This is a genomic window from Agromyces cucurbitae (assembly GCF_058349945.1).
In genome coordinates, this window is sequence record NZ_JBYRES010000002.1 from 224,143 (window position 1) to 236,833 (window position 12,691).

General features: G+C 71.2%; 14 protein-coding genes. 6 read left to right on the top strand and 8 right to left on the bottom strand.

The window, feature by feature from the left end; translation table 11 throughout:
* Positions 1-100 precede the first annotated feature (100 nt).
* Together AC3RJ6_RS07880 and AC3RJ6_RS07885 are read left to right on the top strand one after the other, a co-directional pair.
* Positions 101-1,249 (top strand): M14 family zinc carboxypeptidase, encoded by a 1,149-nt coding sequence (locus AC3RJ6_RS07880; protein WP_491426436.1) that lies wholly within the window; start codon positions 101-103, stop codon positions 1,247-1,249.
* 158 nt (positions 1,250-1,407) lie between these two features.
* Positions 1,408-1,812, top strand: a complete 405-nt coding sequence (locus AC3RJ6_RS07885) for a hypothetical protein (RefSeq protein WP_491426437.1) — start codon at positions 1,408-1,410, stop codon at positions 1,810-1,812.
* Between the two features lie 168 nt (positions 1,813-1,980).
* On the opposite strand, the gene AC3RJ6_RS07890 is transcribed toward AC3RJ6_RS07885, so the two are convergent.
* The 4 genes from AC3RJ6_RS07890 to purS all read right to left on the bottom strand — a co-directional run bounded on the left by AC3RJ6_RS07890 (position 1,981) and on the right by purS (position 5,067).
* Complete coding sequence (locus AC3RJ6_RS07890; RefSeq protein WP_491426438.1) at positions 1,981-2,496, bottom strand: tetratricopeptide repeat protein; 516 nt, start codon at positions 2,494-2,496, stop codon at positions 1,981-1,983.
* A gap of 328 nt (positions 2,497-2,824) precedes the next feature.
* Positions 2,825-3,439 carry an endonuclease domain-containing protein gene (locus tag AC3RJ6_RS07895; protein WP_491426439.1) on the bottom strand — a complete coding sequence of 205 codons (615 nt, stop codon included), beginning with the start codon at positions 3,437-3,439 and terminating at the stop codon, positions 2,825-2,827.
* A gap of 582 nt (positions 3,440-4,021) precedes the next feature.
* On the bottom strand, positions 4,022-4,720 hold the full coding sequence (gene purQ / locus AC3RJ6_RS07900) for a phosphoribosylformylglycinamidine synthase subunit PurQ (protein WP_491426440.1): 699 nt from the start codon (positions 4,718-4,720) through the stop codon (positions 4,022-4,024).
* Positions 4,721-4,734: 14 nt separating this feature from the next.
* Positions 4,735-5,067 carry a phosphoribosylformylglycinamidine synthase subunit PurS gene (gene purS, locus AC3RJ6_RS07905; RefSeq protein WP_491426441.1) on the bottom strand — a complete coding sequence of 111 codons (333 nt, stop codon included), beginning with the start codon at positions 5,065-5,067 and terminating at the stop codon, positions 4,735-4,737.
* 144 nt (positions 5,068-5,211) lie between these two features.
* On the opposite strand from purS, the gene AC3RJ6_RS07910 reads away from it, so the two are divergent.
* Positions 5,212-5,649 (top strand): DUF1304 family protein, encoded by a 438-nt coding sequence (locus AC3RJ6_RS07910; protein ID WP_491426442.1) that lies wholly within the window; start codon positions 5,212-5,214, stop codon positions 5,647-5,649.
* Here the strand turns inward: AC3RJ6_RS07910 and AC3RJ6_RS07915 are convergent.
* Entirely contained in the window at positions 5,636-6,016 is a 381-nt protein-coding gene (locus tag AC3RJ6_RS07915) for a hypothetical protein (RefSeq protein WP_491426443.1), read from the bottom strand. The two genes, AC3RJ6_RS07910 and AC3RJ6_RS07915, sit on opposite strands and share 14 nt — an antisense overlap.
* A 203-nt stretch (positions 6,017-6,219) precedes the next feature.
* On the opposite strand from AC3RJ6_RS07915, the gene AC3RJ6_RS07920 reads away from it, so the two are divergent.
* Both AC3RJ6_RS07920 and AC3RJ6_RS07925 read left to right on the top strand, forming a co-directional pair.
* Positions 6,220-6,792 carry a PadR family transcriptional regulator gene (locus tag AC3RJ6_RS07920; RefSeq protein WP_491426444.1) on the top strand — a complete coding sequence of 191 codons (573 nt, stop codon included), beginning with the start codon at positions 6,220-6,222 and terminating at the stop codon, positions 6,790-6,792.
* A gap of 31 nt (positions 6,793-6,823) precedes the next feature.
* Positions 6,824-8,383, top strand: coding sequence for a DHA2 family efflux MFS transporter permease subunit (locus AC3RJ6_RS07925; protein WP_491426445.1), 1,560 nt, complete (start codon positions 6,824-6,826; stop codon positions 8,381-8,383).
* 213 nt (positions 8,384-8,596) lie between these two features.
* Here the strand turns inward: AC3RJ6_RS07925 and AC3RJ6_RS07930 are convergent, their stop codons facing one another.
* Genes AC3RJ6_RS07930 through kynA form a run of 3 tightly spaced genes read right to left on the bottom strand, consistent with a single transcriptional unit; the run spans position 8,597 to position 11,730 of the window.
* Positions 8,597-9,820, bottom strand: coding sequence for a kynureninase (locus tag AC3RJ6_RS07930; RefSeq protein ID WP_491427143.1), 1,224 nt, complete (start codon positions 9,818-9,820; stop codon positions 8,597-8,599).
* A gap of 32 nt (positions 9,821-9,852) precedes the next feature.
* The gene (locus AC3RJ6_RS07935; protein WP_491426447.1) at positions 9,853-10,866 is read right to left on the bottom strand and encodes an amidohydrolase family protein; all 1,014 of its coding nucleotides are present in this window, start codon (positions 10,864-10,866) and stop codon (positions 9,853-9,855) included.
* Between the two features lie 3 nt (positions 10,867-10,869).
* Positions 10,870-11,730 (bottom strand): tryptophan 2,3-dioxygenase, encoded by an 861-nt coding sequence (gene kynA / locus AC3RJ6_RS07940; RefSeq protein ID WP_491427144.1) that lies wholly within the window; start codon positions 11,728-11,730, stop codon positions 10,870-10,872.
* A 239-nt stretch (positions 11,731-11,969) separates the two neighbouring features.
* On the opposite strand from kynA, the gene AC3RJ6_RS07945 reads away from it, so the two are divergent.
* The gene (locus tag AC3RJ6_RS07945) at positions 11,970-12,620 is read left to right on the top strand and encodes a TetR/AcrR family transcriptional regulator (RefSeq protein WP_491426448.1); all 651 of its coding nucleotides are present in this window, start codon (positions 11,970-11,972) and stop codon (positions 12,618-12,620) included.
* Positions 12,621-12,691 lie beyond the last annotated feature (71 nt).

Consider the following 12,691-nt stretch of genomic DNA (forward strand, 5'->3'; position numbering starts at 1 on the left):
GATCCGTAGGCTGCCCATACGTCTGGGGGGACGGTCGTGACGGATCCAACCTCGGATTCGTGTCGCATTCGCGCCATGCCATCTCGATGAGGAGAAGCACATGACCAACGGCCCGAAGTCCCAATCACGCAACCACCGCTCGATCACGCTCGCCGCGGCTGCGGTGCTCGCGCTCGGCGCACCGCTCGCCGCGGGGTCGCCCGCCATCGCCGACGCGAACTTCCCGTCGCCGAACGGCAACACCAGCACCGCCGCCATCCTCGACTACGACGACCTCGTCACCGAGCTCGAGAAGCTCGAGGCGACCTCCCGCTACGGGCTCGACGCGTTCACCCTCGCCGAGGCCGGCACCTCGGTGACCACGTCCGAGGCGGGCCGCGACCTCTACGTCGCGACCGTGGGCGACGGCCCCGAGGCCGTCTGGCTGCAGGGCCGCATCCACGGCAACGAGCCGTACGGCACCGATTCGCTGCTGGCCGTGCTGAAGGAGCTCGGCACCAACGGCTCGCCCGAGTGGGAGCTGCTGCGCGAGACCTACACGTTCCACGTCATCCCCATGTACAACCCCGACGGCTCCGAGCTCAACATCCGCCACACGGTGCTGCAGGACGGCACCGAGAAGCGGGTCGACCTCAACCGCGACTGGGCCGTCGGCAAGTTCGAGGCCGTCGAGTCCGAGGCGTACTACGAGTACTGGACGATGATCGACCCGGCGTTCGCCGTCGACGTGCACCACCAGGGCCTCAAGACCGAGCGCGGCGACGGCGATGAAGTCACCCTGTCGCTCGGCGTCTCGCTCGCTCCCGGCGGGCCGACGCTTCCCGGCGTGCAAGGCGGTGCGTACGACGTGCTCACCCGTCAGATGCAGGTGCACGTCTACGACGAGCTCTCGAAGTACGGGTTCATCAACATCGATCGCTACGACGTCGGCCGCGGCATCGAGATCGACATCAAGGGCGGCGTCGTCTCGGCGATGATGCTCGGGCTGAACCACGACGGGCTGAACCCCGAGGGGCACAGCAACCCGGCGATCTTCTTCGAGACGAGCGGCAACACGAGCGACGGCAGCCTCGGCCAGAAGGCGCGCGGCAAGTCGGTCCAGCAGAACGTGCTCGCGCTGCGAGAGCTGCTCGTCGGCATGGCGACCGGTGAGGTGCAGCAGGAGGACCCGGCACGCTGGGACGAGATCCCGCACGCGCCCGTGACCGCCTACCAGACCGACACCGGGGTCATCCCCGCGTCCTTCTGACGCGGGCCGCTGGGCCCACTCTCCGGCTGCGGCCGGTCCCGAACCCGGGGCCGGCCGCAGCCGCGCCGCCGTCCCGATCCGCGTCGTGCCGTGTCGGCCGGTGCCGCGAGGTGGCCGACAGGTTGACCGGCGCACGGCGAGCGGTCAGGATGACGCCCATGCGAACGGCTCCGTTCACCGTTGTCGTGCTCGCCCTGCTGATGGCGGGATGCGCGGCTCATGGGAGCGCTGCATCCACATCGGTGCAGCGCGAGGGCGGGACGACCCTGCTCACCGCGTCGGAGCCCGACGCGGTGATGGAGGCGATCGTCGAAGGAACACTGACGCTGACGCCCGAAGGGTGTCTCGCGATCGACGGCGGGGAGGCCGTTCGTCCCCTGCAGTTCCCGTTCGGCACGCGGCTCGCGGCCGACGGTCGGAGTGCGGACGTTCCGGGGCGCGGCACCGTGCGAGTCGGTGACGCGGTCAGGGGAGGGGGCGGTTACGTCGACGCCGGCGAGGCGCCCGAAGCGTGCCGGGTCGACGATGAACTGGCCGTCTGGCAGACCGTCATCGACGAGTGACCGCGGCTGCCGAACGTCGCTCCCGGTCGAGCCCGAAGGTGTGCTTGACGAGCGCCTGCACGTCGCGGCCGACTGCCTCGAACCAGTGGTCCGCACGGGTCGACGGCGTCTCGCGACGTACCCGGAGGTACGAGGCCCGACCGCGCTGCGGAGGAGATGCCGACCGGCTCAGCGACCGCGGTCGCGCTCGGCGAGGAACGCCGCGTTGCCGCGCAGCGCCGCCTCGTAGCGCAGCAGCTCGTCGGTGCGCACGCGATCGGCGAGGAGTTCGAGCATGATCGCGAACGCGGCGTCGTGACGTCCGGCCTCGTGCAGGCTCGTGGCGTGCCAGACCTTCAGCGAGTCGGATTCGGGGAACTCGGCGCGGGCGCGCTCGAGCACCGCGAGCGACTCGTCGAGCCGGCCGAGGTTGCGCAGCGTGCTGCCGTACTGCAGCAGGCAGCGGCGCAGCGCGTCGCCGTCGAGGCCTGCGGCCATCGCGCGCTCGTAGTAGCCGGCCGCGGTCTGCTCCTCGCCGGCAGTGTCGTACGCGCCGCCGACCTCGTAGAGCACCTCGGGTTCGTCGGGGTGTTCGGCGAGCACCGCGACGAATGCGTCGATCGTGGGTTGCATGTTCGCCCGGTCGCGCGCCGAGAAGATCTCGGCGAGGCGGGTCTGGAGTTCGGTCGGCGTGGGCTGAGGCATCCGCCCAGTGTGCCGCACCCCGCGCCCCGGCGCTCGCGCGCTGACCGAGTCGCCGAGAAGTGCTGCTCGCGCGGCGCTGAAGCGCACATTCTGGCGAGTCGCGCACGGGCGGTCGGCGTGCCCGCCCATCCCGGGTGGGCGAGTCGCCGAGAAGTGCTGTTCGCGCGGCGCTGAAGCGCACATTCTGGCGACTCGCGTACGGGCGGTCGGCGTGCCCGCCCATCCCGGGTGGGCGAGTCGCCGAGAAGTGCTGTTCGCGCGGTGCTGGAGCGCACATTCTGGCGACTCGCCGGGGGCGCGGTTCCGTGGGCGCGCTGGAATCAGGCGGTCAGCGCGCTCGGCGCGAGCGTTCGGCGAGTGCTCGCGCGACCCGCGCGACCGTCTCGTCGGTGTCGCGGAACAGACCGCGCGATCGGACTCGGACCACGAGCCATCCCGCCTCGTGCAGCCGGTCGAACCGAGCGATGTCGTGCTCGTACTGGCGGGTGTCGGTGCGATGGTGGTCGCCGTCGTACTCGATGGCGATGCGCAGATCGGAATACGCGAGATCGACTCGGGCGATGAAGCGACCGTCGACCGTCGTGACGACGTGGTTCACGAGCGGTTCGGGCAGTCCCGAACGCACGAGCAGGAGCCGCAGCAGCGTCTCGGGTCGTGACTCGGCGCCGACCTTGACGAGGGGCGCCGCCTCTGCGACCAGGCGGCATCCGCGGCCTTGGAACGCTCGCGCCGCGTCGAGCAGCTCGTCGAGCGAGACGAACGGACGGGGGTCGTACGGGTCGAGCACGACCGGGTCGAGCACGAGGTGATCACCAGCTGCGACGAGGTCGTCGAGTGCGAGGGCGGTGGCGAGCTGCATCCAGGTCGACGTCGGGTCGGCGACGGGCAGCCCGTCGCGCACGACGATCGCCGCGCTGTCGGCACGGAGTTCGTGCCCGATCACGCCGCGCGTTCGCGGTGGTCGTTGCGGGGCGAACGCGGAGACGTGCAGCGGCGCGGTGGGGTCGAACCGTTTCGGCAGCGGAGCGCCCCAGAGTCGAGCGGCAGTGTCGTGGCTGAAGAATTGGCCGGGCCTCAAGCGCGGCAGGTAGGTACGGCAACGAGCCACGACATCGGATGCCTCGGCCACCGCTCGAACCCCGTGAAAGGGTCGCAACAGGTCGGGCCCGCGGAGGCGGCCGGTGCTGAGTCCTGCGCGGAGTCCCTCCGCCGTCGTGAACGCGCGTCGGCCCAGGTCGTCGGGCAACGGTACTCGGGGCATCCCGACACTCTGGCGCACGAACGCACCGGGCGTCGCGCGTCATCCACAGGGACGCTGGGAGTCCCGCAGCTCGGCGCTGACTCGCCGAAAAGTGCGCTTCGCGACGCGCCGAGCAGCACTTTCTGGCGACTCGGCGATCGGAGGCGTCAGGATCGGGGACGCGGTGCGCGCTGGCGCGCAACCGAACGGCGCCGAGTCGCCGAAAAGTGCGCTTCGCGACGCCCCAAGCAGCCGACGACGAACAGCGCCCGCGACGCGCGGGCCCTACGCCTCGACGAACGCCTTCTTGACGACGCTCGTGAAGAAGCCGAGCCCGTCGACGCCCGAACGCATCGCGGCGGCCGTGTCGGGGCCGAAGCCCGGCTCGACCGCGTGCTCGGGGTGCGGCATGAGGCCGACGACGTTGCCGCGCGCGTTCGAGATGCCCGCGATGTCGCGCAGCGACCCGTTCGGGTTCACGTCGACGTAGCGGAAGACCACGCGGCCCTCGCCCTCGAGCCGGTCGAGCGTCTCGTCGGACGCGATGAACCCGCCCTCGCCGTTCTTCAGCGGAATCGTGATCTGCTGGCCCGCCTCGAAGTCGGCCGTCCAGTCGGTCGAGGCGTTCTCGACCGTGAGCACCTGGTCGCGGCAGATGAACGAGCCGTGGTCGTTGCGGATGAGCCCGCCCTCGAGCAGGCCCGCCTCGGTGAGCATCTGGAAGCCGTTGCAGATGCCGAGCACCGGCATGCCCGCGTTCGCCGCCGCGACGACCTCGGTCATGATCGGCGAGAGCGAGGCGATCGCGCCGCAGCGCAGGTAGTCGCCGTAGCTGAAGCCGCCGGGCAGGATGAGCCCGTCGACGCCCTCGAGGTCGTGCGAGCCGTGCCAGAGCGCGACGGGCTCGCCGCCCGCGAGACGCACCGCGCGCTGTGCGTCGCGGTCGTCGAGCGAGCCGGGGAACGTGATGACGCCGATACGCATGCGAACGCCGCCCGTCAGTGGGTCTCGCCCGCGGGGGCGCCGAAGCCGTCGCCCGCGACCGTGCCGGCCTCGGCCGCCTCTTCGGCGAGCTCGGCGTTCGTCACCTCGTAGTGGATGCCCACGACGTCTTCGATGACCTGGTTCGAGAGGATCTCCTCCGCGATGCGCTGCACGTCGGCGCGCATCGCGTCGTCGACCGGCCCGTCGACGGTGAGCTCGAAGCGCTTGCCGATGCGCACGCCGCTGAATCCGGTGTGACCGGTGCGGGCGAGGGCGCCGGCGACGGCCTTCCCCTGGGGATCGAGCAGTTCGGCCTTGGGCATCACGTCGACGACGATGGTGGGCACCGCGGTTCTCCGTCCGGTGTCGAGGGTGTGGATGCCTCGATTCTAACCTGCGGGCGACCGCCTCCCGGGTGGCGGGCTGTCCGCGCCCTGGGGGGCGGGGCAGGCCTCGATGCGGCGGCCGCGGCGGGCGACGAGAATCCGCTCATGAATCCCGTCGCACAGGTGCTCGCCGCCCTCGAGGCGCTGACGCTCATCGCCGTCGGCGTGCTGGAGTCGTTCTTCTTCCGCAGCCCCGAGCTGTACCCGATCTTCCTCATCGACCCCGACGAGTACGACGCCGTCGCGCTGTGGACCCGCAACGTGGGCGTCTACAACATGCTCATGGGCGCGGCCGTCGTCGTGGCGCTCGTGCTCGTGCACCGGTCGAACGCGGTCGCCGGCCGCGCGATCATCCTGACGATCAGCGCGATGCACGTCGTGCTCGGCATCAGTCTCGTGATCACCGCCCCCGAGCTGTGGCTCTCGGCGGTGTTCGAGTTCGGACTCGCCCTGGCCGTGATCCTCGCGATCGTGATCGGCGACCGGCGCCGCGCTGCCGCAGCACCGGCCGCACGACCGTCGGCCGCGGTCAGCGGCGCGTGAGCGCCCTGATCACGAGGCAGACGGCGACGACGGCCGCAGCACCGATCGCGATGACGGTCGCCGGGTGCTCGCGATACCGGGCCCTGACGTAGGCCACCCCGTCGTCGAGCACCTCCTTGGCTTCGCTGGCGGCGGCGCTCGCCTGGGCGCCGATCGTCTCGGCGGCATCGGCCGCGGTACGCCGAACGTCGCTCATCACGTCGCCCAGTGCGTCGGCGACGTCCTCGACGCGATCGCCGACATCGTCGAGGCGGTCCTCCGCCTCATCGGCCAGGTCACCGGCCAGTTCGCCGGCGCGGCCGGCGGCGCGTTCGGCCTCGAGTCGGGCAGCGGCGACGTTCTCGTCGAGGTCTCTCTCGGTGGACATGGGGGACTCCCTTCTCGAGATGATCGGCCATCGTACGCGCGCGAACTCCGAGCGGCCCGATTCGGGTGAGGGGGTTGCCGCGGCCGTCGCCGGTTGCTATCGCGGGAAGCGACGACCAGTGCCGCGGGCGCTTGCCGCACTGATATTCCGACCGTATTATTCCAGTCGGAATATTTGACGGATGCCGCGACAGGAGGCCCCGCATGACCTCGCTCTCGCCCCTCGGTGTGACGGTGCTGGCCCTGCTCGCCGAGCGCGACATGCACGCCTACGAGATGTACCAGCTCATGCTCGAGCGCAAGGAGGACAAGGTCGTCAGGGTGTCGCCCGGCTCGGTCTACCGAACGGTCGAGCGCTTCGCGGCCGACGGCCTCATCGACGAGGTCGCCGTCGAGCGGCAGGGCAACCGTCCCGAGCGCACGGTGTACTCGATCACCGAGCCCGGCCGTGCCGCGCTGCGCGAGACGATCGCCGCGATGCTGCGCCGTCACGTCAACGAGTTCCCCGAGTTCCCCGTCGCGATCGGCGAGGCGCACAACCTGCCGGCCGGCGAGGTCGCCGTGCTCCTCGGCGAGCGACTCGCATCGGTCCGCGAGGTCACGGCCGCGATCGACGGCTCGCTCGCGAAGGTCGCCGAGAAGGCGCTCCCGACCGCGTACGTGCTCGACCTGCACTACACCCGTGCCCTGCTCGTCGCCGAGGCGACGTGGCTCGAGCAGACCATCGACGACCTCGGCACGGGCGCGCTCGCCTGGCCCGGGGCCTATCAGCACTGAGACATCCACCATCGAACGGAAGGTTCCGCCCATGGAACGCACCTTCAAGCCCTGGCCCGCGCTGTGGGCGCTCGTCATCGGGTTCTTCATGATCCTCGTCGACTCGACGATCGTGTCGATCGCGAACCCGGCGATCCTCGAAGACCTCGACACCGACATCACCGCGGTGCTGTGGGTGACGAGCGCGTACCTGCTCGCCTACGCGGTGCCGCTGCTCATCACGGGCCGCCTCGGCGACCGGTTCGGGCCGAAGCGCGTGTACCTCACGGGCCTCGTCGTGTTCACGCTCGCGTCGCTCGCGTGCGGCCTCTCGGGCGAGATCGGCCTGCTCATCGCGGCCCGCGCGGTGCAGGGGTTCGGCGCCGCGCTCATGACCCCGCAGACGATGGCGGTCATCACGCGCATCTTCCCGCCGAACCAGCGCGGCACGGCGATGGGGCTGTGGGGCGCCGTCGCCGGCATCGCGATGCTCGTCGGACCGATCCTCGGCGGCGTGCTCGTCGACGGCCTCGGCTGGGAGTGGATCTTCTTCGTGAACGTACCCGTCGGCGTCGTCGCGTTCTTCCTCGCGCTGCGGCTCGTGCCGAATCTCGAGACCCACGAGCACCGCTTCGACTGGCTCGGCGTGGTGCTGAGCGGCGTCGGCATGTTCCTCGTCGTGTTCGGCATCCAGGAGGGCGAGACCTACGACTGGGGCACGATCACCGGGCCGATCACCGTGTGGGGGCTCATCATCACGGGCGTCGTGGTGCTCGCCGCGTTCGTCGTGTGGCAGGCGCTCAACAGGGCCGAGCCGCTGTTGCCGCTCGGGCTGTTCCGCGACCGCAACTTCTCGCTCTCGAACGTCGCGATCTCGCTCGTCGGCCTCGCGATCACGGCGATGCCGCTGCCGCTCGCGTTCTACTACCAGATCGGCCGTGGCCTCGACCCGACGCAGGCGGCGCTCATGCTGCTGCCGATGGCCGTCATCTCGGGCGCGATGGCGCCGTTCATCGGCAAGCTCACCGACCGGGTCGACCCGAAGTGGGTCGCGTTCGGCGGCTTCACGATCGTCGCGAGCGCCCTCGCCTGGACCGCGCTCTGGCTCACGCCCGACACCGACCTGTGGCTGCTGCTGCTGCCGAACGCGCTGCTCGGCGTCGGCATCACAGGCGTCTTCGCCCCGCTGGGCTCGTCGGCGACCCGCAACCTGCCGCGCTCGCAGGCGGGCGCCGGATCGGGCGTCTACAACATGACCCGCCAGGTCGGCTCGGTGCTCGGCTCGGCGGCGATCACCGCCCTGCTCAATGCGCGCCTCGCGGCGGAGCTGCCGGGCTTCGGCGGCGGCGCGGGCTTCGGCGAGGCGGCCGCCGGCGGTTCGGGCTCCGAGGGCCTGCCGCCGCAGATCGCCGAGGGCTTCTCGGCGGCGATGAGCCAGTCGCTGTGGCTGTCGGTGATCGGCTTCGGCGTCGGCGCGCTCGTCGTGCTCTTCTTCGCGAAGCCGAAGGTCACGGTCGCGTGGGGCGGCAACGGCGGCGCCGCTACGGCTGCTGCGCCTGCACCGGCTGCCACCGGGTCGGATGCCTCGGCCGAGGCCGCTCGCGCCGACTGAGCCCGCCCGCGACGAGCGAGTGCGTCGCGGCCGGGTGATGCGGCCGGGTGATGCGGCCGGGTGATGCATCGCCGGCACTCCGACACTGCTCCGCCCAGCGGAGCAGTGTCGGAGCAGTCGCGAAGCGAAGACCACCGCGAGAGAGAACCGCCGCTGGACATGCGAAGGGGGCGGGCCGGAGCAGGCGCGCTCGGCTCGGTGAGGCCGCCCGCGCTACGCGAGCCCGGCGCGCTCGGCGAGCACCTCGCGCAGGACCACGCGGGTGAGGTCGAGCCCGCGGTGCACCTCTTCGAAGCTCGTCGAGAGCGGCGAGAGGCCGATGCGCAGGCCGCCCGGGTCGCGGTAGTCGGGGATCACGTCGCGCTGCCAGAGCCGGGCGGTGACCTCGCGCATCGCGTCGTGGTGCAGGGTGACGTGGCCTCCGCGCTCCTCGGCGTCGACGGGGGAGGCGAGGGTCACGCCGAGCGGGGCGAGCCACTCGTCGGCGAGCGAGATCGCGAACTCGGTCAGGGCGATCGACTTCTCGCGCAGCGCCGGCATCCCCGCTTCTTCGATCATCGCGAGGGTCTCCTCCATCGCGAGCATGCCCACGACGGGGGCGGTGCCGCTCGTGAAGCGGCGGATGTCGGGCACCGGCTGGTAGTCGGGCCCCATCAGGAACATGTCGGTGTTGCCCCACCAGCCCTGGATGGGCTGCTCGAGCACGGCCTGCAGGTCGTCGCGCACGTAGGCGAACGCGGGCGAGCCCGGGCCGCCGTTGAGGTACTTGTAGGTGCAGCCGACGGCGAGGTCGAATCCCCAGGCGTCGGCCTTCACCTCGACCGAGCCCACCGAGTGGCAGAGATCCCAGAGGATGAGCGCGCCGGCGTCGTGCGCGATGCGGGTGAGCTCGGGCGCATCGGCGAGGTACGCCGACCGGTAGGCGACGTGCGAGATGACGACGAGCGCCGTCTCGGGGCCGCACGCCTCGGCGAGCTGCTCGGGCGTCACGCCCGACGACGTGTCGACGTCGATCCAGCGCAGCCGCATGCCCTTCTCACGGGCGATGCCGTCGACGATGTAGCGGTCGGTCGGGAAGTTGTCGGTGTCGATCACGATCTCGCGACGGCCCGGGTCACGGGCGAGCTGCGCGTCGACCGCGGCGCGGGCGAGCTTGTAGAGCAGCACGGTCGTCGAGTCGCCGATCACGGTCTGTCCGGCCTTCGCCTCGATGACGGCACGGCCGATGCGGTCGCCGATCTCGGTCGGCAGCTGCAGCCAGGCCTCGTCCCAGCCGCGGATGAGGCGTCCGCCCCAGTCCTCCCGCAGGAACCGCTCGACCCGCTCGACCGCCGACACCGGGGGCCGGCCGAGCGAGTTGCCGTCGAAGTAGACGAGATCGGTGTCGGCGCCGACGAAGCGCTTGCGGTAGTGGGCGAGGCCGTCGGCCCGGTCCATGCGGCGGGCGAACGCGAGTTGGGGGTCGAGGGTCACAACAGCTCCAGGTCTTCGGCGGGGACGACGCGCGCGGTCGCGAGCCGGTCGGGCAGGGGGTCGGCGGTCGGGTCGGAGGCCGCGGCCGGGCCCGCGACGAACGTCGCGACGCCGGCGAGGCCCCAGTCGTCCGGGGCGGCGAGCGGCCACGGGTCGGTCAGGGCGGCGACGACGTCGGATGCCGCGAGCCCGGCCCGATCGAGCAGCGCGAGTTCGACCGCGTTGACGCCGACGGGCAGCTCGCCGTTGCCGAGATCGGTGCCGTAGAGCACACGACCCCCGGCGGCGTGGAAGCGCGCGAGGTTGTCGAGCGCGCACGCGAGCTCGGGGGAGTCGTCGCCGAAGTCGCGCGCGTGGATCGCGAGCGTCGAGATCCACACCTGCCGGGCCGTGACGGCTCGCGCGATGAGCGCGTCGTCGAGCCGCTCGGTCCACGGCGTGTGCACGAGCGCGTCGGCGCCCGCGTCGATCGCGAGTGCGGCGGTGCCGGCTCCCTCGGCGTGCACGGCGACCGGCAGCCCGCGCGTGTGCGCGGCGGTGACGACGGCGGCGAGGGTCGCACGGTCGAAGACCGGGCCCGCGTCGGCGTTCAGCACGACCTTCACGACGGAGGCCCCGAACGCGTGCTGCTCGTCGACGGCCGCCTCGATCGACCCGGGCAGGGCGGAGTGGTCGCCGATGCCGGGCTCGACGAGCGGAAGTTCGCGCACGCTGCCCTCGGGGCGCCACGACCGGTCGGAGGGATAGCCGCCGACCGCGGTGAGGAACGCTCCCGCGTACCGCACGACGGGCAGCCCGTCGCGTGCGGCTCGACCGGCGACGACCGCCGGGTTCGCGCCGAGGTCGACGACGCCCGCGATGCCGCCGGCGACTGCCGGTTGCGGATCCTCGAGCTGGAGGTGCACGTGGTGGTCGATGAACGGTGGGAGCACGACGCCGACCTCACCCGCATGCTCGCCGTTCAGCGAGCGGCGTGCCGCCCGGCCGAGTCGGTCGTGCCCGTCGCTCATCGTTCAGCCCGGGATCTCGGTGCGCACCGCGTACAGCTCGGGGAAGAACGTGAGCTCGAGCGCACGCTTGAGGAACGGGGCGCCGCTCGACCCGCCCGTTCCGGTCTTCGAGCCGATGATGCGCTCGACCGTCTTCAGGTGCCGGAAGCGCCAGAGCTGGAAGTTGTCTTCCAGGTCGACGAGCTCCTCGCACGTCTCGTACGCCGACCAGTGCTCGTCGGTGTTGCCGTAGATCTCGGCGAACACGGGCACGAGCTCGGGCGTGAAGGTCCAGGCGAGGGTCACGTCGCGCTCGAGCACGCTCGCCGGGATCGGGTAGCCCGCGCGTGCGAGCAGCCGCAGGAACTCGTCGTACAGGCTGGGCGACTCGAGCGCATGGCGGAGGAGGGCGGTGGCCGCGGCATCCGCCTCGAAGATCTGCAGCATCTTGGCGTTCTTGTTGCCGAGCACGAACTCGACCGCGCGGTACTGGAACGACTGGAACCCGCTCGCATTGCCGAGCACGCCGCGGAACTGGGCGTACTCGGTCGGGGTGAGGGTCGCGAGCACCGACCACTGCTCGGTGAGCGTCTTCTGGATGTGCTTGACCCGCGCGATGCACTTGAGGGCCCGGCCGAGCTCGTCGGCGCGCAGCAGGTCGCGCGCGGTCCCGAGTTCGTGCAGCACGAGCTTGAGCCACAGCTCGGTGGTCTGGTGCTGGATGATGAACAGCAGTTCGTCGTGGTGCTCGGGCCGCGAGATCGGGCGCTGCGCGCTGAGCAGGGTCGGCAGGTCGAGGTAGCCGCCGTAGCTCATGCGATCGCTGAAGTCGGTGACGACCGTCGACTCGATCGTTCGGGTGTTCGCCTCGACGCCGCCGCTCACGCCTTCGTGTTCTCTCACCCGTCAAGCCTAAGCGCGACGGTCGGTCGAGTAGCGACGAAGGAGCGTATCGAGACCACCGGGTGAACCCCGAAGCCGACGCGACGGGCGCTGGTCGGGGGTGCCGACTCGCCCGCCGCGTCGCGTCCTTCACTCCCCCGTGAAGGATCGCCGCCCCACTCTTCGGGTAAGCGGAGACGACTCTCCGAATCTTACTCGATGTTTCCGCGTACAGTGAAGCGATGACCTCGTCGGCTTCATCACGACGCGACGCACGGCGCAATCACGAGCGCCTGCTCGCCGAAGCGCGGCGACTCTTCGCCGAGCGCGGCATCGATGCGCCGCTCGACGAACTCGCGGTGCGCGCGGGCGTCGGCGCCGGCACGGTGTACCGCCATTTTCCGAATCGCGACGCCCTCGTGCGCGAGCTCTACGACACCGCGGTGGCAGAGTTGCACGACTTCGCGCCCGAGATCCTCGGCGCAGACACGGGCTGGCGCTCGGTCGAGCTCTACATCGAGCGCCTCGGCGCGTGGGTCGCCGACTCGCCGTACCTGCCCGCGATCATGCGGCGGGTCGCCGAGCTCGACCCGTCGCACAAGCCCGGCATCGAGTTCGAGCCGCTCGTGAACGGCATGATCGAGCGCGCCCAGGCCGAGGGCGCGCTGCGCGCCGACGTCACCGCCGTCGACCTCAGCATCCTCGTCGACATGCTCGGTTCGCTCGGTCAGTACGGCGGCGAGTACCTGCCGTTCTGGCGTCGTCAGCTCACGATCGTGCTCGACGGCCTGCGCGCGCGACCGGGCACGACCCCGATGCCCGTGCCCGGCCAGGCGTTCGAGGCCTTCCACGACATGTCGCACGCGAAGGGCCCGAAGCCCGCCTCGGGTTGAGCGGGTTGAGGTGCGAGCGCAGCGAGCGTCTCGAAACCCCGTCGGTCGAGTAGCGCCCGACGAAGGAGGGC

Coding starts and splice junctions, on each gene's coding strand:
- AC3RJ6_RS07890 (WP_491426438.1), bottom strand. CDS start 2,496: ATGCCTCAGCCCACGCCGACCGAACTCCAGACCCGCCTCGCCGAGATC.
- AC3RJ6_RS07945 (WP_491426448.1), top strand. CDS start 11,970: ATGACCTCGTCGGCTTCATCACGACGCGACGCACGGCGCAATCACGAG.
- AC3RJ6_RS07880 (WP_491426436.1), top strand. CDS start 101: ATGACCAACGGCCCGAAGTCCCAATCACGCAACCACCGCTCGATCACG.
- AC3RJ6_RS07915 (WP_491426443.1), bottom strand. CDS start 6,016: ATGTCCACCGAGAGAGACCTCGACGAGAACGTCGCCGCTGCCCGACTC.
- purQ (WP_491426440.1), bottom strand. CDS start 4,720: ATGCGTATCGGCGTCATCACGTTCCCCGGCTCGCTCGACGACCGCGAC.
- AC3RJ6_RS07930 (WP_491427143.1), bottom strand. CDS start 9,820: ATGGACCGGGCCGACGGCCTCGCCCACTACCGCAAGCGCTTCGTCGGC.
- AC3RJ6_RS07925 (WP_491426445.1), top strand. CDS start 6,824: ATGGAACGCACCTTCAAGCCCTGGCCCGCGCTGTGGGCGCTCGTCATC.
- AC3RJ6_RS07920 (WP_491426444.1), top strand. CDS start 6,220: ATGACCTCGCTCTCGCCCCTCGGTGTGACGGTGCTGGCCCTGCTCGCC.
- AC3RJ6_RS07910 (WP_491426442.1), top strand. CDS start 5,212: ATGAATCCCGTCGCACAGGTGCTCGCCGCCCTCGAGGCGCTGACGCTC.
- AC3RJ6_RS07935 (WP_491426447.1), bottom strand. CDS start 10,866: ATGAGCGACGGGCACGACCGACTCGGCCGGGCGGCACGCCGCTCGCTG.
- AC3RJ6_RS07885 (WP_491426437.1), top strand. CDS start 1,408: ATGCGAACGGCTCCGTTCACCGTTGTCGTGCTCGCCCTGCTGATGGCG.